Source organism: Pantoea sp. SGAir0430, from assembly GCF_043549295.1.
Genome location: NZ_CP039428.1, coordinates 513,188 through 533,360 on the forward strand (window position 1 = coordinate 513,188; position 20,173 = coordinate 533,360).

Here is a 20,173-nt window from a genome sequence, read left to right on the forward strand (position 1 = left end):
TATGAAGATTATTGATGTCCGGTTACTTCAGGTGAAAGGCGTGATGCCGGGAGAGGGCGATTTCTGGGAGGAGCGTCTCGCGCGTCCCACCGATATCTATGCGCAGTTTCGTACCGTGAATAATCATGACGGTGGCGTTCAGCTGGAAGACGGTTTTGCCATTACCACTGTGTTTCTTGAGATCGTTTCTGATGAGGGCGTGGACGGGCTGGCAGGGCCGGTACCGCATGCCGTTGCGTCAATCATTCATGGTCAGCTGCGACCGTTGTTGCTGGGTCAGGACCCGCGCGACACCGAGCGTTTGTGGGATCAGATGTACCGGGCGCAGATTCATGGGCGTCAGGGCGATGGCATGCTGGCGATCAGCGCGGTGGATTGTGCCTTGTGGGATTTGCGTGCCAAATGGATGCAGCAACCGGTGTTTCGCCTGCTGGGCGGGTCGTTACGGGAAGAAATCCCGGCGTACGCATCAATGCTGGGCTTTGCGGTGCAGGATATGGCGCGGGTGCACGAGCGGGCGCTGGAGTATAAGGCGCTGGGATATCGCGGACAAAAATGGTTTTTCCGCCACGGCCCGATGAGCGGCAGAGAAGGGCTGAAGAAAAACATCGAACTGGCAAAAACGCTGCGCGAAGCCGTGGGGGATGATTACGATCTGATGTTTGATTGCTGGCAGTCGATGGATGTGACGTATCTGCTTGAACTGGCAAAGGGCATTGAGCCGTATCGCCCGCGCTGGCTGGAAGAGTGCGTAATGGCCGACAGAATCTGCAGTATGCAACGACTCAAAGACAAACTGTCGATCCCGATGGCGGGAGGCGAACATGAGTACACGCGCTGGGGCTTCAAACGCTTCTTTGAATCCGGGGCGCTGGATGTGATTCAGCCCGATATTTACTGGTGCGGTGGGCTTTCAGAAACGTTAAAAATTGCCGCTATCGCTACCCTGTACGATTTGCAGGTAATCCCGCACGGTCATTCCAGCATCGCAACGGCCCATTTCAGCACCACGCAATCGCCAATCCACACGCCTTATCAGGAGTATCTGGTGAAATGGAACGATATTCATCAGTACTTCCTGCGCGATCCGCTGGTGCCGCAAAACGGGTTAATCCCGGTACCGCAGGGACCCGGCATGGGCATGGCACTTAATCCAGCGCATATCCAGCAGCAGACATACTTGTTCACCTCATAACCCAACGCTCCCTCAAACAGGCCTGTTATTGTTTGGGGGATCTGTCTCTTGTATACTACAAAACACAGTGCTCATCGTCATTTTGACCCCCTAAATGCTCGCTGTTTAAAGGACGCTCGCCACGCTATGCCCGCCGATAAACTCATCATTGACTGGTCATCGAAAAACATCCTCCGCCCGCAGTCATTGAGCAGCATTCTGGCCGATCATATTCGGGACCTGATCGTGAACTGCCAGATTGCACCCGGTGCATTGATTTCCGAGAACGATATTGCCACCCAGCTTAACGTGAGCCGGACGCCGGTAAGAGCGGCGCTGCAAAAGCTGGAGATGGAGCGTCTGGTGCAAATTATCCCGCAGCGCGGCACTTTTGTGTTTTCGTTCAATGAGCGGGAGATGCGCGAAACCTGTGAGATGCGGCAGATTCTGGAATCAGGCGCATTAAAGCTGGCACTGCTACACGATCGTCAGGTGCTGATCGCGCGCCTGAACGAACAGCTGGCGCGTGGACGCGATGCATTACAAAACGCGCCGGAGACCTACCGCGAAACCGATGCGGCGTTTCATATGGCACTGATTGAAGCCAGCCAGAACAGCGAGCTGGTCGGTTTTTACAAAACCAGCATCAACCGCATTCGTGCCTTTCTCAATCACCTGACGCGCACGCCGGATGAGTTTCAGGGTTCGCAAAACGATCATGAGGCGATCGTGGCGCGGTTAACTAATTACGAGGATGAACAGGCGCTGGAACTTCTGCACTGGCATCTTGGCGGCATTATGCGCATGTTCCAGCGGTCGGTGGCGGACACCGACTCAGCCAGTTGATCGGCATCACTTCGCAGTCAGAACATCGCTGAAAAGCGATCACGCCTCAAGCGCAGCAGCCACCGCCAGACCCGCCAGCTGCGCGCTGGCCAGCAGTTGCTCAACGCTGTGGCCCTGACGCGCTCTGGCAGAAAGTCCGGACATCACGGTGCTGACAAAGTCGGTCAGGCGCTGCGCGTCTTGTGGGTAGCGGGCTGCAATATAGCGCCGGATAGTATCCTCAGCGGCGCGATGAAACACTCTGGCCGCCTCGCGCGCCTGCTGATCCTGACAGCGAATTCCTTCCAGCACCAGACAACCCGCACACACCTCATCCCGGGCATAATGCAGCGCCGCCGCTTTCAGTAATGCATCGAGGGCTTCGGCCACCGGGCGGTCGTCGCGCAGTATCTCAGCCAGAGGAATCGAGCCGGTGGCGGCGTAGCGATCGAGAACGCGGGCATACAATCCGGCCTTGTTACCGAACGCGCTGTAAAAGCTCGGCGGATTGATGCCCAGCGCGTCAGTGACATCGGCGACGCTGACGGCGTCATAACCTTTGGCATGGAATAACCCCTGCGCAACCGCTACGGCGTGTTCGGGGTCAAAGTTACGGGGACGACCAGGTGATTTCATATTTTATAGTGCTCGCTACAAAATTGCATTGACATTAAATCGGGCTCATTTTGTAATGCATACTAAGAAATCACACGTGGAGATGCAAATGAGCGTATTTAAAGATAAGCAGGTTCTGGTTCTGGGCGGCAGTCGCGGTATTGGTGCGGCTATCGTGCGTCGCTTTGCTGATGAAGGTGCCAGCGTGACCTTCACCTTCTCAGGTTCGCCGGAGGCCGCCGAAAAACTGGCGCACGAAACCGGTTCGGCTGCCGTTCATACCGACAGCTCAGAGCGCGATGCGGTGATTGCCACCGTGCGCGACAGCGGACCGCTGGATGTGCTGGTGGTCAATGCCGGTATCGCCCTGTTTGGCGATGCGCTGGAACAGGATCCGGACGCGGTCGATCGCCTGTTCCGCATTAACATTCACGCGCCGTATCATGCTGCGGTTGAAGCCGCCCGACAGATGCCAGCCGGCGGCCGCATCATCATTATCGGTTCGGTCAATGGCGACCGTATGCCGATTCCCGGTATGGCGTCTTATGCGCTAAGTAAATCCGCTTTGCAGGGGCTGGCGCGCGGCCTGGCGCGGGATTTCGGCCCACGCGGCATCACCATTAACGTGGTGCAACCGGGCCCGATTGATACCGATGCCAATCCGGAAAATGGTCCGATGAAAGATCTGATGCACAGCTTCATGGCCATCAAACGCCATGGCCGTTCTGAAGAGGTGGCTGGCATGGTGGCGTGGCTGGCAGGACCCGAAGCCGGTTTCGTCACCGGCGCCATGCACACCATTGATGGGGCGTTTGGCGCATAACGTCAGTGTCTGAACAGGGCGCTGACCACCGCGCTGAATACCGAACCGGTGGCAAAAGCGTGTTCGGTCATGTGCTCTTCATGGCGAATATCAGCCAGCCGCCGCAGCGCCGCCTGCGCGCTGGCTGCATTAATTTCTTCATCCATCTTGCTGTAACCGTCCGCCATCAGCAGCCGGGCACGTTCCACATCCGATCGTTCCAGCGTGGCGATAACCTGTTGTTTACGATAAAAAACGTAATTTGTCATAAGTGCGTCCTGTTGCTGTCATCGTGATTATGCCGCGGAGGCGATGGTTTAAATCAGCTGAACATCGCACCCTCTTGGTAGCGGCGCAATCAAAACCTGGCCGTTGTATAAACAATTTGCAGCATAGCTGTTTCTTCCCGCACGTCCGGCAACCTATTTTATCAGCCCGGCCCTTCGCTGCCCGCTGCCAGCAGCGGCACCACGACATCACTGATCGGCGTAGCAATAGCATGCTGACGGCCATAGCGCTGTACCACACCATTGCGGATATCCCACTCCAGCGGGCGGTTGGCCTGGCGATCGGCGAGGATCGAGGTGCTCAGATCGGGCGGCGCGCGGTGAAAGCCATCAATAATTTCCTGCGGCACGCTGTCGTCCAGCACCGCGCCGGCCGCGCGTGCCACCGTCAGGCACTCCTGTAAATAGGCTAATCCCAGCTGCGTAATATCACCGCGGCTAAACATGCCGGCGCGACGGTTGGCCAGCACCATCAAACCGGCGGCGGCATTTTGTAACAGCTTGCGCCAGGCGATGGAGAGAAAGTCCGCGGCCAGTGCCACCTCGCAGCGCGTGTCACGCAGCGCATCCACTACGCGCGCGGCCTGCGGCACATCCGGCAAGGTCAGGCGAGGCTGGGCGCGCAGCCAGACTGACGCATCCGGCTCGCGCTGCGCCGGGAACCACACCACCGAAGGTAATACCGTGGCGCCGTTGACATAAGGCGCCAGCTGGCTCTGCTGCTCGACGCCATTTTGCAGCGCGCACACTACGGTTTTTTCATCGCATAGAGTGGCCAGCCACGCGGCGCTGTCCGCGACCTGAGTGGTTTTAACCGCCACGAACAGCAAATCGCAGCGTTGTGTCACGTGCGAGGCATCATGCAACACCGGACCAGGCACGCTGATTTCGCCCGCATCGTAGCGTAGCGTTAACTGGGCATGGGCCGTGCGGCCGCACAGCAGCGGGGTGCGCCCGGCTTCATGCAGCACCGCCGCGACGGTGGTGCCAATTGCACCGGGGCCCAGCAGGGCGATTTTACAACGTTCAGACATGCTGCCATCTCCTCATCGCTTAACCGATCATCAGCGTGCCGAGTGCAATCACCGCACACGCCAGCATTTTCCTTACCGTTATTGCTTCACCGAGAAACAGCGCGCCCAGCACGGCGGCAAACAGCACGCTGGTTTCACGCAGGGCCGACACCGCGCCCATCGGCGCTGCCGTCATGGCGTAAATAATGATGCCGTAGGCCAGCAGCGAAACCAGGCCACCCGCCGCGGCGCTCAGCACGCCCGGTCGCCACTGCAGCAGGCTTTTGCTGTCGCGCAGCGCGATGTAGACCGCCGGCATTAATATGCCCCACAAGCTGCACATCCACGCGGTATACGCAAACGCATTGCCGGCAACGCGCACGCCCATGCCGTCCACCACGCTGTACGCGGCGATAAAGGCACCGGTCGCCAGCGTGTAGCGCAGGCCCGGCAGCGCCAGTTTGCCGCCGCGCAGCGCCAGCGACACAATGCCAGCGGACACCAGCACAATGCCGCACAGCGTAGTAAAGGCGATGTGCTCCCCGGCAAACAGCGCGGCGGCGCAGGTCACCAGCAGCGGCGACGATCCGCGCGCAATCGGATAGGTCTGGCCGAGATCGCCGCTCTGGTAGCTGCGCACCAGGCACAGGTTATAGCCGACGTGCAGCAGCGCCGACAGCAGCGCATATTTCCAGCTGGCGCGCGCCGGCAGCGGCAGAAACAGCGTACTGAGCGCACACACCAGCGCGATCGCCACGCACATAATGGTCATTGACCACAGGCGATCGGATCCGCCGCGCAGTAAGGTGTTCCAGCTGGCGTGCAGCAGTGCGGCGCACAGCGTTAAGACAATAATGTAATCAGGCATAGGCTGATGCTATGCAGCCGCAGATCGATTGAAAAGCGAAGATTTATCATTGCGCTATGAGTAAATACTCATACTTCACTGATAATCCTGCTGCGCCTGACGTGATTCTGCGAGCAGCCAGCGTCGAAAATTAACGATGTGCGGCTGGCTTTCAATGCCCTGCGGACAGACGAAATAGTAGGCGGCGGGCGAGGAAAACGCGACGTTGAACAGCCGTACCAGGCTGCCGTCGCGCAGCTCTTTTTCAACATGACCGCTGCGCGCCAGCGCCACGCCTTGCCCCAGCAGCGCGGCTTCCAGCGTCATATTGGTGTCGGCAAAACGTACGCTCTCCTGTAAGGCATCCAGCGTCAGGCCGACCTGTTTAAACCAGATCTCCCACTTTGGCACCAGATCGGCGCCATCACGCATCAGCAGCGGGTAACGCAGCAGCTCTGCCGGTTCCTGCGGTGTGCCGAAGCGCTGCAGCAGCGCCGGGCTGGCGACCGGAAACAACTGTTCACGAAACATAAATTCGCTGTGCAGCGCCGGATAATTGCCATGGCCAAAGCGGATCGCCACGTCAGAATCCTGGCGCGAGAAGGTAATCGCATCATCGGTGCTTTCCAGCGTTACCAGAATTTCCGGGTGCTGGCGCGTCAGGCCCGGCAGGCGCGGCAACAGCCACTTCAGCGCAAACGAGTAGGTGGTATTCACGCGCAGCCGCACGCGGCCTTTCTGCTCGCGTAAGTCGGCTAAGCTGGTTTCCAGATTACTGAAAAACTCGCGCACGATCGGTGCCAGCGCCGCACCGGCCGGCGTCAGACTCAGCGTTTTGCCGCGCTGAAACAGCTGTACGCCCCAGATCTCTTCCAGGTTTTTGAGCTGATGGCTGACGGCGCTTTGGGTGATAAACAGCTCTTCAGCGGCGGCGGTAAAGGTCGGATGGCGCGTCGCCACTTCAAACGCGCGCAGCATGGCGGTAGGCGGTAACTCTCTCATCGGTGCAGCCTTGTTTTATGAGCGTTCACTCATGATAGCGGAATCGTCTGTTCACTCACGAAACTTATTCATCCACCCTCCAGCTTAGCCTCTCAGCCTCTCAGCCTCTCAGCCTCTCAGCCTGTCAGTCTGCTAACAGTGGCCGACACATTCATCACTGTATCGGCGGCCAGCTGAATGGTTGGTTATTAACCGCGTGGCGGTTTTAATCCGCCGCCGGATATGGCTCCCGCTGCGCTCGCGTCCTGACGCTGATTAACTATGTTTATCACTCAATATAAGAATGGGGTGATGAAATGCGAAACCGTGTATTTAGCGCGCTGGCGTTATTGTTATTATCCGGCTGTGGCGCGAATAACAGCGCCTCGCCGGTTACGGCACCTGGTGCGCCGGAAGCGGGGAAAACCGCGCTGCTGGAGAGCGGGGCGGCGGCGTTGCAGTCGCGGCCGCCGATTGAGGCGATCAATACGTATCTGGATGGTTTTCATTATTACTGCGGGAATCAGCAGGGGCAGATGGAGGCCCATCACTACGTCACCATTCTTAATGACGATGTGATGCAGGCGGTTATTTATGACGGTAACAAAAAAGACGCCAAATTAATGGGCGTGGAATACATCATCAGTGAACGTTTATTTAAGCAGCTGCCGGCGCAGGAAAAGCAGTACTGGCACAGCCATCGCTATGAAGTGAAATCCGGTACGCTGATTGCGCCTGGCCTGCCGCCGGCCGCGGAGCACGCGCTGATGAGCAAAATCGTCAACACCTACGGAAAAACCTGGCACACCTGGCATACCGACCGCGATAAAACGCTGCCGCTGGGCGCGCCGACGCTGATGATGGGCTTTACCGCCGACGGCCAGCTCAATCCGGCGCTGCTGGCTGACCGCGACAAGCGCTTTGACGTCGATACCGCGACAATCCGCGCCGACCGCGCTGATATCGCCGCCCATCCGGTTGCGGCAGGTGCCGATCATTGCCGGCGCGTGCATCCGTAACCGGTGCTTCCTGTTTACTCGTGATACATCTGGCTGCGGCCGCCGTCGATCAGGATATCGGTGGCATTGATAAAGCGCGCCTCGTCGCTGGCGAGAAACAGCGCGGTGTAGGCCACTTCATCCGGCTCGCCGATGCGTTTACACGGCAGCAGCGCCGCCTGACGCGCGCGCTCGGCCTGCGGATCCGGACAGCTCGCCAGCCAGGCTTCAGCGGCTGGCGTCATGATCAAACCGGGCGAAATACTGTTTACGCGGATGCCCTGCGCGGCGTATTCCACGCCCAGGGAACGCGTCAGGCCGATCAGCCCGTGTTTAGCCACCGGATAAGGGAACGCGCCGGGAATGATTTTGTGCCCGTGCACCGAGGCAACGTTAACGATGTTGCCATACTGACGTGCCAGCATCGCCGGCAGGACGCTGCGTATCAGGTTGTAAGGCCCTTTCAGATTGGTGTCCATGCAGCGCTGCCAGTCATCCTCGTCCAGCGTCAGCGGATCGCGAAAAACGTTTACGCCAGCGCAGTTAATCAGGATATCAATATCCCCTAGCGCCTGCTGCGCCTGCTGTACCGCGCGGCTAACCCGCTGCGGCTGCGTGACATCGGCTGCGCAGGCCAGACAGCGCTGGCCGGACTGCTGCTGTAGCTGCGCCGCCAGCGCTTCGCTGCTGAGTGCGTCGCGATCGAACAGCGCCAGGCGGGCGCCTTCGCGCGCAAACAGGGTGGCGATGGCGCTGCCGATGCCGCTGCCGGCACCGGTAATGATGGCGGTTTTGTTGGCTAAACGTGGGGACATAGTCGCTTCCTTATGAGGATGTCGGGAGAATCAGCCAGTCGGCCAGCTCTAAGGTATTATCACCGCGCTGCAGGCGAATCAGCGGCCAGCTGTCGCTGCGCGTGAGCGGCACCAGCCCGCTGCGGCTGAGCAAAAAAGTGTCTTCGCTTTTCACGCCGCTCAGCGTCGGGTTCCACGCCAAGGCGGTGTCGGGCTGTACCTCGCCGCGACTCTCCGGGGTGATAATCCAGTCGCGACAGCCGTATCCGGCCGGACCGCCCTGATGATGATCGCGCCACGCCTCAGCGTGGCCGTGGCGTTGATAAGCCTGAGTGATGTCGGCAAAAACCGCTGACCAGCTGCGCTGCGCCTGGGTGGCATACAGCATATCGGCGTGGATCTCCGCCAGCGTCAGAATGCGCTGGCGCAGCGCCGCGTCGGGTTCGCCGAGATGCACCAGGCGCGTCAGGCTGACATGCAAACCGTGCCGTTCGGCACCGAGGGTGATCAGCATCATGCGCTGCAGCGTTTTGCGCGTCGGTACCGGATGTTTGAATGCGGCGATGCGCTCATCGGCGGCCACCAGCGTGCACATTGGGCGAATGCCGCGCGCCAGACAGCCGGCGGCAATCTCGGCTTCGACCTGCCATTCGCTGACGCCCGCGCGCAGCTGGCGCGCCACCGTTTCGACAATCTGCGCCGTCTCCTGTCCCATCGTGCGAAAGCGCTGCTGTTCCGGTGCGCTCAGCCCCTGGCGCAGCGTGATCATCTGCGGCTGGATATCGCTCAATCCTGCCATGGGCGTATCGCTGCCGATATTGCCCGCCGGCAGCACGCTGCTCAGCGACTGGTACCACGGATAGTGCCGGGTCGCACAGCTGAACGGCAGGGGCTCTTCGGCCAGAATGCGCGGTAATTCATTGCCCGGTGCCAGCAGCAGCACGCTGTCGCGGCCGATCAGCAGGCTGGCAACGCCGGTCTCGGCACGCTCTACCACATAATAGCTGGCCCCGTCGGTCAACCAGGCGATGTTATCGCGGCGCGTCAGCAATACCGCATCCAGCTGCCAGTGCGCCAGCGCCTGTTGCAGGCGCGCCAGTTTGTCACTCATACACGGCCTCCTTGTGCTCAACAATCTGCGACTGCAGAACCAGCTCCGCAGCGCGATGCGCTACTGCCATCACCACCGCATTGGTGTTGCCGCTGATAATATTCGGCATCATCGAGGCATCCACCACGCGCAGCCGCTGTACGCCACGCACGCGCAGGTCGTCGTGCAGCACCGCCAGCGGGTCGTCATCGTGGCCCATACGGCAGGTGCCGACCGGGTGATAGCCGGTTTTCACCATGCGCCGGCAGTGGGCGCTTATCGCGTCATCACTGGTGACTTCCGCGCCAGGGAAAATTTCCTGATCGACCATCTCGCGGATGGGCGCGGCCGCCAGCACCTGACGCGCAAAGCGAAAGCCGGCGAGGGTGCGCGCTAAATCGTCCGGATGGCCGAAAATCTGCGTATCGATCACCGGCAGGCTGCTGGCGTTGTTATCGCGCAGCGTGACTTCACCGGTGGCTTTGGGGCGCAGCAGCAGGGAATTCACCGTGACACCGTCACCGGGATCGGCACCCATTACATCGCGATCGAGATAGACCGTTGGCACGCAGAACATCTGAATGGTGGGCGTCGCCGTGAAATCGAGCGGATCGAAAAAGGCGCATGTTTCCACGCCGGTGGTGGTCACCGGGCCGCTTTTGAACAGCAGATATTGCAGTCCGGCTTTGACCATTGGCCAGCCGCGATCCTGGCCGTAGTAGCCAAACGCACCGCGCGTGCTGGCAATCACCGGAACTTCGTAATGGTCCTGCAGGTTTTTACCCACGCCCGGCAAGGCATGGCGCACGGCTATGCCGTGCTGTTTCAGCTGCTCCTGCGGACCGATGCCGGAGAGCATCAGCAGTTTTGGCGTCTGGTAGGCACCGGCGGCCAGAATCACTTCGCGGCTGGCGCGCGCCTGTTGCGGCTGGCCATCCTGACGATAGCGCACGCCGCTGGCGCAGGTGCCGTCAAACAGCACCTCTTCCACCTGCGCACCGGTGACCAGCGTCAGCCGTGCGTCATGGCGCAGCGGGTTGATAAACGCATCGACCACGCTGCAGCGCTGTCGTGTCTGACCGTCAATGGTGTGCTGCATGAAGCCGACGCCAGACGGATTGCCGCTGTTAAAATCCGCCGTGTAGGGAATACCCAGCCCCTGCAGGGTTTTGACATAGGCGCGGCTCAGCGGGCTGAAGTGGCCGAGATGCGACACCTTCATCGGGCCGCCAACGCCGTGATTGGGTGCGCCGAGGTGATCGTTATCTTCGATGGCGGTAAAGTGCGGCAGCAGCGCCTCCCACGACCAGTCTATGCCCTGATGGCCCAGCGCCTGATTCCAGTCGGCGTAATCCTGTTTATGGCCGCGCATGTAGACCATGGCGTTGACAGTCGAACCGCCGCCCAGCACTTTGGCCTGCGGCACGATCACGCCGCGTCCGTTGAGCTGCGGCTGCGCTTCGGTTTGATGCATTGTCAGAAACCGGTCGCTGGCGAGAAACTTCATATAGCCGGCGGGCATTTTCAGCACCGGATGATATTCGTCGCGCCCGGCCTCCAGCAGCAGCACGCGCGCATTTCCTTCGCTGACCAGGCGCGCGGCAACGATACAGCCCGCGCTCCCGCCGCCCACCACAATGTAATCGTACTCTTTCATAACGCTCCGTTTACTCCGATGCGATGGAATCTAACCGGCGCAGGCGCTGCGCCGCCGGGTTGTGCTGCTCGCCCGGATCGAGCGGACTGAGCAGATAACGCCACGAGATAAACGCACTCACCAGATACAGGAAGGCGTAGCCCCAAACCACCCCGAGTGTGCCTAGCAGCGCATTGATTGCGCCGTACAGCGCCGGTCCAAAGAAAGTGGACAAGCCGGCGGCGAAGCAGTAAATCGCCATGGCGTTACCTTTGTCCTTCGGCTGGCACAACGATGAGAACAGCGCGGCGGCGGGCACGTAGCCGCACAGCGTGATGCCGTACAGGCACGCGCAGATCACGCTGAGCACAAAGCTGCCGTGACTCCACTGCGGCACAAAGTACATCAGCAGCATCGAGACGCCGGAACCCAGGCCGCCGAACACCGTCAGCACTTTGCGCCAGCCGATGCGGTCGCTCAGCTTGCCAACGATCGGATTAAAGCTCATGCCCACCAGTCCCATGATGGTGATCAGGCTGAGGTATTCGGTCTGGGAAAAGCCAATCTGTTCGGTGAAAAAGCCCGGCAGAAAAATAAAGAAGCCGAAGTAGGGCGTGGTGTTGATGATGCGCACCACTGCCGCGGCAGCGATGCGCGGCTCACGCCACAGAATATCGATGCCGCCCATCAGCGTGCGCAGCGTGCCCTGCTGACGATGTTCGGCATCCAGCAGCGACTGATAATCGCTGCGCTCTTTTAGCGCCAGCAGCATCACCAGCAGACCGATCGCCACCAGACCCAGCGACAGCCAGAAGGTGGCGTATTCGCCCACCAGGCGGATAGAGAAGATCGCTACCAGCGAACCGAGCGTCGGCAGCCCGCCGGTAAACGCCAGCCAGAACCAGCCGGTGGCGGAGCCGCGCATCTCCGCCGGGGCCGCCGACTGAATCCACACCAGAAAGGCGTAGGCAAACATCGGATAAGCCACGCCGCGCAGGCCATAGGTTAGTGCCAGCAGCAGCACGCTGTGCGACGGCAGCGCCACCGCCAGGAACAGCACTTCAAACACAATCCAGATCAGGCCGCCCGCCAGCATCACTTTACGCGGGCCGATTAGCGTTGACAGCGAACCGGCCAGCCATGAGCCCAGCGTGACGGTGACGCCGTAAAAGGCGATTACCCATGCAGCGATATTCAGGGAAAAGCCGTTTTCGTGCAGATAGGGCGCGAGATAGTTGGACTCGACGCCGTCGCCAATCATAAACAGCAGGACCGCCAGATAGCCCCAGGCCAGCGCGGGCGGAATGCCGAGGCGGATCAGCCACGGATGGGTTGCAGGTGATGTTGTCATTATGTTTTCTCTGTAGGGTTGGTGTCAGCACAGCCAGATAAAGCGTTCGCCCGGCATTATCAGAACGTTTTTTACCGGGATAGCGCGAACGAGGTGTTATGAGCAGGGACTCTAAAGCACGGCAGGCGCGCAGGATGGCGCAACCATCACAGAAGTCAGTAAACACTGTTTAGTAAGATGAGCGCGGATGAAGCGAAAGGAGGCCGCGTGAAAACCGTCGGACTGAATAATTTCCAGGTGCGTAAGCACAACAAAGCGCTGTTTATGCAGCTGATGTGGCGTCATAAACGTCTGAGCAAATCGCAGCTGGCGCAGCTCAGCGGCCTGACCATTCCGGCGGCCAGCAAGATTTTGCAGGAGCTGCTGGAGCAGGGCCACGTGCAGCACTCCAGCGCCACGCTGAGCACGCGCGGCAACAGTAACGGCAGTTTTCAGCTGCCGGCCGAGGGCGCGTGGACGCTGTGTTTGTGCGTCAAGCCGACCAGCATTGAACTGCAGCTGGCGGATGCGCAGCTGGTGGCGCAGGGCGACTTTCAGCAAATCAGCATCAACGCGCAGACGCCAGAGCAGCTGCTGGCGGAGATTGAAACGGTGTGGCGCGCGACCTGTAAACGCTGGCCGAAGCGGCAGATTAATCTGGCGCTGGCGGTGCACGGGCAGGTCGATCCGGTAACCGGTGTCTCGCAGCATATGCCGCAGGCGGCGTGGCGCAGCCCGCTGCAACTGAAATTTCTGCTGGAGGAGAAGCTGGCGGTTGACGTCCGCGTCGATAACGACTGCGTGATGCTGGCGCTGGCGGAAAAGTGGCTGAACCGCAATGCGCTGGCCGAATTCTGCGTCATCAATGTCGATTACGGCATCGGCTCATCATTTGTCATCAACGGCGAGATCTTTCGCGGCAACCTGTACGGCAGCGGGCAGATTGGCCACACCATTGTTGATCCGCACGGGGAGCGCTGTAACTGTGGACGGCAGGGCTGCCTGGAGACGGTCGCCTCGCTCAGCACGCTTAAGCGGCTGGCGCATCAGCGCGCGCCGCAGGCGGTGCAGCCCACCAGCCGTCAGCTGCTGGCCGCCTGGCAGGCCGGCGAGCCGTGGATCGTCGAGTGGGCGCAGCGCAGCGCGGAAGCCATCGGCATGAGTCTGTACAATTTCCTTAATACACTGAATATCAATCAAATCTGGTTGTACGGTCGCAGCTGTACCTTTGGCGAAAGCTGGCTGCAGACCATCGTGCACCAGATTGATTTCAATCCCTTCGATCCGCGCGATGCGCTGAAAAGCAAAGCCACCAACGTGCATTTTGGCCAGCTGGATCGCGCGCGTCAGGTCCTCGGCATCGGTTATCTCTATGTCGAGGCCGATCCCGGTACGGCGTAGTTTACTAAACTCCTGTTACTAAAATCTGTGAGGGCCTGAACTTTCACCCTGCGGTATCGGTGGTGAGATAGCCGCACTTTGACCCTGGTGCGGAGAGTGGCCGTGAACAATCATCAACATCTGAATATGCGTTACGTGTGGAGCATCTGTCTGGTGGCAGCCTGCGGCGGTTTGCTGTTTGGCTATGACTGGGTGGTGATTGGCGGGGCCAAACCCTTCTATGAGGCCTGGTTCAACGTCACCGATCCGGCGGCATCCGGCTGGGCGATGAGCTCGGCGCTGGTGGGCTGCGTATTTGGCGCGCTGGTGTCCGGCTGGTCAGCGGACAAGCTGGGGCGGCGGCTGCCGTTGATCGTCGCCGCACTGCTGTTTGTGGTGTCGGCGATCGGCACCGCGCTGGCCAGCAGCTTTACGCTGTTTGTCTGGTGGCGCATTATCGGCGGCGTCGGCATTGGTATCGCCTCGGCGCTCAGCCCGATGTACATCGCGGAGATCAGCCCGGCAGACAAGCGCGGCAAGTTTGTCGCGGTTAACCAGCTGACAATCGTTATTGGCGTGCTGGCGGCGCAGCTGGTCAACCTGATGATTGCCGATCCGGTCGTCGGCGCATCAACCCATGCGGCGCTGCGTGAAACCTGGAACGGTCAGGTTGGCTGGCGCTGGATGTTCGCCTCGGCTGCCGTGCCGTCGCTGGCGTTTCTGCTGCTGATGATGTGGGTGCCGGAATCACCGCGCTGGCTGATGCTGGTGGGCCAGCCGCAGCGCGCGCTGGCGATGCTGAATAAAATTGGTTCGCCTGCTTATGCGCAGCAGACGCAGCGCGAGATTGCCCGCGCGCTGGAACAGGATCGCCAGCAAACGCGCGCCCGCGCCGGCTCGCTGCTGGCACCGCGCACGCTGCCGATTGTCATCACCGGCATCGTGCTGGCGATTTTCCAGCAGTGGTGCGGTATCAACGTGATTTTCAATTATGCGCAGGAGATTTTTGCTTCGGCTGGTTTCGATATCAACGGCACGCTGAAGTCGATCGTGGCCACCGGCCTGATCAATTTGCTGGCAACAGTGCTGGCGCTGCCGCTGGTGGACCGGCTCGGTCGCCGCAAACTGATGCTGATCGGCGCCGGAGGACTGACGCTGTGTTATGCACTGATTGCCGGTGCCTACACGCTGGGCATCACCGGCTGGCCGGTGCTGATTCTGGTATTGGCGGCGATTGCGGTTTATGCGCTGACGCTGGCGCCGGTCACCTGGGTGCTGCTGGCGGAAATTTTCCCCAACCGGATTCGCGGTCTGGCGATGTCGGTCGCCACGCTGGCGCTGTGGATTGCCTGTTTTGTGCTGACTTATACCTTTCCCATCCTCAATGCCGGACTTGGTGCAGCGGGCAGCTTTATGCTGTATGGCGTGATTTGTGCGGCGGGCTTTGTCTTTGTGCTGCGTCGCGTGCCGGAGACCAAAGGCATATCGCTGGAGCAGCAGCTCACCGCAGGCGAGCCGGCTGCGGTGGCTGGTGAGCATTCGCTGCGGTAACCGCAGCCATGCTTCAGGCAGAAAGCCGGTGCACCAGGCGGCGCACCGGTACAACACCCGCTTACACCTGCGCCATACCGCCATCGACAAACAGTTCGGCTGCATTAATAAAGCTGGCGGCGTCGGAGGCGAGAAACGCCACCACCTTGCCAATCTCTCCCGGCTCACCCAGACGACCGAGCGGTACCTGTGCGGCCAGCGCATCGAACAGCCCCTGGCGCTGATCTTCCGGCACCAGTCCGCCTAACCCTGGCGTCTGCACCGGGCCGGGGCTCACCACGTTAATGCGGATGCCGCGGTCTTTCACATCCAGCGCCCACGAGCGGGCAAAGTTACGCACCGCCGCTTTACTGGCGCTGTAGACGCTGAAGCCCGGCGTACCCTGAATCGCGGCGGTGGAGCCGGTGAGAATCACCGACGCCTTATCGCTCAGCAGCGGCAGCGCTTTCTGCACGGTGAACAGCACGCCGCGGACGTTGGTGCTGAAGATACGATCAAAATGTTCTTCTGTGATGGCCCCCAGCGGCAGCATGTCGCCGCCACCGGCGTTGGCAAACAGGATATCCAGCCGGCCGGCCTGGCGCGCAATCTGCGCATAGACGGCATCCAGATCGCTTAACTGTGCTGCATCGGCGCGAATGCCGGTGGCGGTGGCGCCGATGCTGGCGACGGCCGCATCCAGCTCAGCCTGACGACGACCGGTGATAAATACGCGTGCGCCCTGTGCCGCCAGTTCCTGGGCGGTGGCGAGGCCAATACCGGAGGTGCCGCCGGTCACTAAAGCAATTTTGTCTTGCAGAATCAGGTTCATAGTATGTACTCCACAGTTGATCAGGTTAAGTGGTGACGGCCTTGCCGTCGCTGAAGTGCACTGTAGCGCTGCCGCTTTTACGGATAAATGGTGTAAAATCGAAAGGACTATTTCTCTGGGTGGATAATCAGGTTGGGGCGACAATGGATCAATTGCTGGCAATCCGGGCGTTTGCCCGCGTGGTTGAGGCAGGCAACTTTACCCGGGCGGCCAATTCACTGGATATGCCTAACGCCACCCTGAGTAAGCTGGTGCAGGAGCTGGAAGCGCATCTCGGCGTGCGCCTGTTGCAGCGCACCACGCGCCGGGTCACGGTGACGGCAGAAGGGAGCGATTACTACGAGCGGGCGCTGCGCATCGTGCGCGATCTGGAAGATATCGATTGTGCGTTCAATAGCGTCACGGCAAAGCCGCGCGGTCAGCTGCGTATCGATATCGGCGGTTCAACGGCGCGTGATGTGCTGCTGCCGGCGCTGCCCGATTTTGTTGCCAGGTTTCCCGACATCACCCTGGACCTTGGCGTGTCCGATCGCACCGTGGATCTCATCAGTGATAACGTGGACTGCGTAGTGCGCGGCGGTCCGCTGAGCGATTCGTCACTGGTGGCACGGCACTTAGGCAATGCGCAAATGATCACCTGTGCCACGCCCGGCTATCTGCGGACCTACGGCATTCCGGCGTATCCGCAGGAGCTGAACAATGGCCACCGCATCATCAGCTATCTGTCGCCGCAGAGCGGGCGCGCGTTTCCGCTGCGCTTCCGCCACGGCGAAGAGCGAATCGAGGTCAAGACCGCGCACCGCGTTGGCGTCAATGAGAGCAACGCGCACCTTGCTGCGGCGGTGGCGGGTCTGGGCATCATTCAGACGTTCCGTTACGCTGCGGCCGCGGATTTGCAGGCCGGACGGCTGGTGGAGATCCTCGCCGACTGGCGTCCGTCCGACTATCCGTTCCACGTGGTCTATCCGCAAAGCCGCCATCTCACCCAGCGCCTGCGGGTGCTGATCGACTGGTTGCGTGAGGTGTTTCCGCAACGGCTAAATGGATGACAGGGTGTAAACAATCTGTTAACGTTTGGCCTAAACCCCATGCTACAGGCGCGTTTATGACACTCTCTGCTGATTCCGCATCGTCATCTGACTTTCGCCTGTATGCGCCTTGCTGCCCGCCACCTCCGGCACGCGTTGTGATTCGCTAAGTATCGAACTTCCTGCGCCTCGCTAAGCGAGCGCGCTAACAACGTTTGTTTCAGGAGCAATGCTATGCGTTCTTCTTCTTCGCTGACTTCGCAGGCAGCGACGTCAGGCTTTGTGCTGCTGTGGGGCAGCGCAGCCATTTTCTCGCGTCTCGGGCTGGATAATGCCTCACCGCTGGCACTGCTGGTGGTGCGTTTTAGCATCGCGCTGGTTGCGCTGTTGCTGGTGGGACTGTTTCGCCGCCGCTGGCTGCCGCAGCCCGGTACGCGCCCGCGCGTAATGCTGACCGGCCTGGTGTTGATCGGCGCTTATTCGCTGTGTTATTTCCAGGCGATGGCGGAGGGCGTGACGCCAGGGCTGATCGCCACCATCATGGGCATCCAGCCAATTCTGACGCTGTGCCTGGTGGAGCGGCGTCTGCCGGGCAGGCGGTTGCTGGGCTTAACGGTCGCGCTGGCGGGGCTGATACTACTGGTGTGGCGCAGTCTGGCGGCGTCGCAGCTGCCGCTCAGCGGCGTGCTGTTTGCGCTGGCCGCGCTGCTGTGCATGACCTTCGGTGCCATCATGCAGCAGCGGGTGACGCAGCATCCGGCGCAGGTGCTGCCGCTGCAGTACGGCGTGAGTTTACTGCTGTGCCTGCTGTTGCTGCCGGTTAAACCTTTTCATGTCAGCTTCACGCTACATTTCTGGCTGGCCGCGCTGTTCCTCGGCGTGATGATCTCCGTGGTGGCCCAGCTGCTGCTGTATCGCTTACTGAGCGCGGGCAGTATCGTTAACGTCACCAGCCTGTTTTATCTGGTGCCGGTGATTACCGCGCTGCTCGACTATCTGCTGCTGGGTAACCGACTGCCGTGGCTGAGCCTGCTGGGCATGGCGGCGATTCTGGCGGGTATCCTGCTGGTGTTTCGTGCGCCACAGCCTTCGCGTTAACATCATGCCCCGCCAGCCGGCGGGGCATTTCAGCCATGATCGGTCAACGCCTGCGCGGCGCAAATCAACGCCAGATGACTGAGGCCCTGCGGCATATTGCCGCGCCACTCATCGCTGCGCACGTCAAACATTTCATTGAAGGTTTCCACGTTGCCGCGCTGGCACAGCTTGTCGAGAATCTGCTGCATGGCGCTTTCGGCACGCGTTGTCTCGCCCAGCGCCGCCCAGGCTTCCACCAGCCAGAACGAGCAGGCGATAAAAGTGCTCTCTTCCTGTTCCGTGCCGCTGTAGCGATACAGCATGGCGCTACCGTGTCCCAGTTCCTGCTCAATGGCACGGTAGGTGGCCTGCATACGTGCCGGGTTGACCCGGCTGCCGTAGGGATGCACCAGCGCCAGCGCAGCGTCCAGCCTGCCGTTGCTGTCGGGATAAAACACATACGACTGTTTCTCTTCATTCCAGCAGTGCGCTTCAATCCAGCTGCTGATGCGGTCGCGCTCGCGCTGCCAGCGTTTCAGCCACGTCGGTTCAATGTGGCGCGCTTCGGCCAGCGCCACGGCACGGTCGAGGGCCAGCCAGCAGGCCATCTTTGAATGGGTATAGTGCTGCTGTTCAGGCAGTTCCCAGATGCCGCTGTCTTTCTGACGCCATAAATCGGCACAGTGATTAGCCAGCGCACCCAGCATGCGCGAGGTGGCTAAGTCCAGCACGTGCCCGGCGCGAATAAACAGCTCGGCGGTGGCCAGCATATCGCCATACATACTGAGCTGCAGCTGGTCGCGCGCGTTGTTGCCCACGCGTACTGGCTGAGAATGGTGATAGCCACGCAGCGGCACTAAGCGTTCGGCAGGCACTTCGTTGCCCTCCAGCGTGTAGCAGGTGCGCAGCGCGGTACCGTGGCGGATAATGGTTTTCGACAGCCAGGAGAACGCCGCTTTACAATCTTCCAGCGCACCGAGAAAAACAAAGGCTTTGATAATCAGACAGGCATCGCGTACCCATGCATAGCGGTAGTCATAATTCTTTTCCCCGCCAATGCCTTCCGGCAGCGAGGTAGTGGCTGCCGCCGCCAGCGCACCGGTGGGGGAATACCATAAAAATTTCAGCGACAGCGCCGAGCGGCGCACGTGCTCAGCAAAGCGCCCCTGATAGCTCAGGCTGCGGGTCCAGTCGCACCAGGCGGTATGGCTGGTTTCGATGCGGGTATCGATCGCCTCCAGCGGCGGCACCGCCAGCGGTTCGCGTTCGGTGACCAGCAACGCCACCAGCGATCGACTGCCCTCTGCGGTGCGTAGCGTGGCGCAGATTTGCTCATCGTCACGCTGTTCGATCTGCCAGTCCTCGCTGGTGCGCAGCATCGCCAGCAGATCGCCAACGTGGTAGACGTCGCCCTGTTCGGTGCTGTCCTGCCACGGCGAGCGGGTTTCGGCAACGGTGCCAAAGCGCAGCGTCAGGCGCAGCGTCACTTCGCCGTCAACGCCTTCCACGCGCCGCGCCAGCTCACTCCACGGCAGACGGCCTGCCAGCGTGCTGTTCAGCGATTCGGTCAGCAGCACGCTGCCGTCATCGGTAAAAAAGCGGGTTTCCAGCACGTTGCTGTCAGCACGATAGGCGCGTTCGGTACGATAAGGAGCGTCAGGTTCGATCTGGAAAAAACCGCCGATCTCGGGATCGAGCAGGCGGTCAAACAGCGGGGCGGAGTCAAGGTTGGGCGCGCACCACCAGTCAATCGCGCCGTCGGGCGCGATCAGCGCCACCGACCGGCCCTCGCCGATGGCCGCGTAGTCACCGAGACGCGCGAAGCCCCGTTCGCGCACCGGCGACTGGAACGTTTGATTATTCATGGATCTTCCCTGTCAGCAGAAACGGCAACGTGGCCGCCTGCTGGCAGCCACGTGATGCGGGTGGAATTC

General features: G+C 60.6%; 19 protein-coding genes. 8 read left to right on the forward strand and 11 right to left on the reverse strand.

All coding sequences use genetic code 11. From position 1 onward, the window contains the following. The first annotated feature begins 1 nt into the window (after position 1). Positions 2 to 1,195 carry an enolase C-terminal domain-like protein gene (locus E7738_RS21435; RefSeq protein WP_394516412.1) on the forward strand — a complete coding sequence of 398 codons (1,194 nt, stop codon included), beginning with the start codon at positions 2 to 4 and terminating at the stop codon, positions 1,193 to 1,195. Positions 1,196 to 1,321: 126 nt separating this feature from the next. Continuing rightward, entirely contained in the window at positions 1,322 to 2,020 is a 699-nt protein-coding gene (locus tag E7738_RS21440) for a GntR family transcriptional regulator (protein WP_394516413.1), read from the forward strand. 39 nt (positions 2,021 to 2,059) lie between these two features. Here the strand turns inward: E7738_RS21440 and E7738_RS21445 are convergent, their stop codons facing one another. Beyond that, positions 2,060 to 2,635, reverse strand: a complete 576-nt coding sequence (locus E7738_RS21445) for a TetR/AcrR family transcriptional regulator (RefSeq protein ID WP_394516414.1) — start codon at positions 2,633 to 2,635, stop codon at positions 2,060 to 2,062. A gap of 88 nt (positions 2,636 to 2,723) precedes the next feature. On the opposite strand from E7738_RS21445, the gene bdcA reads away from it, so the two are divergent. Continuing rightward, positions 2,724 to 3,437: an SDR family oxidoreductase gene (gene bdcA, locus E7738_RS21450; RefSeq protein WP_021509562.1), complete on the forward strand. Its 714-nt coding sequence runs from the start codon at positions 2,724 to 2,726 to the stop codon at positions 3,435 to 3,437. 2 nt (positions 3,438 to 3,439) lie between these two features. On the opposite strand, the gene E7738_RS21455 is transcribed toward bdcA, so the two are convergent. The 4 genes from E7738_RS21455 to gcvA form a co-directional block, all read right to left on the reverse strand. Beyond that, on the reverse strand, positions 3,440 to 3,685 hold the full coding sequence (locus tag E7738_RS21455) for a hypothetical protein (RefSeq protein ID WP_058770510.1): 246 nt from the start codon (positions 3,683 to 3,685) through the stop codon (positions 3,440 to 3,442). Between the two features lie 161 nt (positions 3,686 to 3,846). Further along, positions 3,847 to 4,737, reverse strand: coding sequence for an oxidoreductase (locus E7738_RS21460; protein ID WP_394516415.1), 891 nt, complete (start codon positions 4,735 to 4,737; stop codon positions 3,847 to 3,849). A gap of 19 nt (positions 4,738 to 4,756) precedes the next feature. Beyond that, positions 4,757 to 5,584: a DMT family transporter gene (locus E7738_RS21465; protein WP_238562259.1), complete on the reverse strand. Its 828-nt coding sequence runs from the start codon at positions 5,582 to 5,584 to the stop codon at positions 4,757 to 4,759. Between the two features lie 75 nt (positions 5,585 to 5,659). Continuing rightward, a complete protein-coding gene (gcvA, locus tag E7738_RS21470; protein ID WP_394516416.1) occupies positions 5,660 to 6,565 on the reverse strand; it encodes a transcriptional regulator GcvA in 906 nt (301 codons plus the stop codon). A 296-nt stretch (positions 6,566 to 6,861) separates the two neighbouring features. Here gcvA and E7738_RS21475 point away from each other — a divergent pair, with 296 nt between their 5' ends. Then, on the forward strand, positions 6,862 to 7,563 hold the full coding sequence (locus tag E7738_RS21475; protein ID WP_132463639.1) for an OBAP family protein: 702 nt from the start codon (positions 6,862 to 6,864) through the stop codon (positions 7,561 to 7,563). Between the two features lie 14 nt (positions 7,564 to 7,577). On the opposite strand, the gene E7738_RS21480 is transcribed toward E7738_RS21475, so the two are convergent. Genes E7738_RS21480 through E7738_RS21495 form a run of 4 tightly spaced genes read right to left on the reverse strand, consistent with a single transcriptional unit; the run spans position 7,578 to position 12,413 of the window. Further along, on the reverse strand, positions 7,578 to 8,357 hold the full coding sequence (locus tag E7738_RS21480) for an SDR family oxidoreductase (protein ID WP_394516417.1): 780 nt from the start codon (positions 8,355 to 8,357) through the stop codon (positions 7,578 to 7,580). 10 nt (positions 8,358 to 8,367) lie between these two features. Then, positions 8,368 to 9,447, reverse strand: a complete 1,080-nt coding sequence (locus E7738_RS21485; RefSeq protein WP_394516418.1) for a M24 family metallopeptidase — start codon at positions 9,445 to 9,447, stop codon at positions 8,368 to 8,370. Continuing rightward, positions 9,440 to 11,083: a GMC family oxidoreductase gene (locus E7738_RS21490; protein ID WP_394516419.1), complete on the reverse strand. Its 1,644-nt coding sequence runs from the start codon at positions 11,081 to 11,083 to the stop codon at positions 9,440 to 9,442. Before E7738_RS21490 ends, E7738_RS21485 begins: the two co-directional genes overlap by 8 nt. Before the next feature lie 10 nt (positions 11,084 to 11,093). Next, entirely contained in the window at positions 11,094 to 12,413 is a 1,320-nt protein-coding gene (locus E7738_RS21495; RefSeq protein ID WP_394516420.1) for an MFS transporter, read from the reverse strand. A gap of 207 nt (positions 12,414 to 12,620) precedes the next feature. On the opposite strand from E7738_RS21495, the gene E7738_RS21500 reads away from it, so the two are divergent. Next, the gene (locus tag E7738_RS21500) at positions 12,621 to 13,793 is read left to right on the forward strand and encodes an ROK family protein (protein WP_394516421.1); all 1,173 of its coding nucleotides are present in this window, start codon (positions 12,621 to 12,623) and stop codon (positions 13,791 to 13,793) included. Positions 13,794 to 13,895: 102 nt separating this feature from the next. Further along, positions 13,896 to 15,323: a sugar porter family MFS transporter gene (locus tag E7738_RS21505; RefSeq protein ID WP_394516422.1), complete on the forward strand. Its 1,428-nt coding sequence runs from the start codon at positions 13,896 to 13,898 to the stop codon at positions 15,321 to 15,323. A gap of 61 nt (positions 15,324 to 15,384) precedes the next feature. On the opposite strand, the gene E7738_RS21510 is transcribed toward E7738_RS21505, so the two are convergent. Further along, entirely contained in the window at positions 15,385 to 16,134 is a 750-nt protein-coding gene (locus E7738_RS21510) for an SDR family oxidoreductase (RefSeq protein WP_241798496.1), read from the reverse strand. 143 nt (positions 16,135 to 16,277) lie between these two features. Here E7738_RS21510 and E7738_RS21515 point away from each other — a divergent pair, with 143 nt between their 5' ends. After that, positions 16,278 to 17,183: a LysR family transcriptional regulator gene (locus E7738_RS21515; RefSeq protein ID WP_394516423.1), complete on the forward strand. Its 906-nt coding sequence runs from the start codon at positions 16,278 to 16,280 to the stop codon at positions 17,181 to 17,183. A gap of 213 nt (positions 17,184 to 17,396) precedes the next feature. Beyond that, positions 17,397 to 18,260 (forward strand): DMT family transporter, encoded by an 864-nt coding sequence (locus E7738_RS21520; RefSeq protein ID WP_021509548.1) that lies wholly within the window; start codon positions 17,397 to 17,399, stop codon positions 18,258 to 18,260. A gap of 29 nt (positions 18,261 to 18,289) precedes the next feature. Here the strand turns inward: E7738_RS21520 and E7738_RS21525 are convergent, their stop codons facing one another. Beyond that, positions 18,290 to 20,104, reverse strand: coding sequence for a glycoside hydrolase family 15 protein (locus E7738_RS21525; protein ID WP_394516424.1), 1,815 nt, complete (start codon positions 20,102 to 20,104; stop codon positions 18,290 to 18,292). Positions 20,105 to 20,173 lie beyond the last annotated feature (69 nt).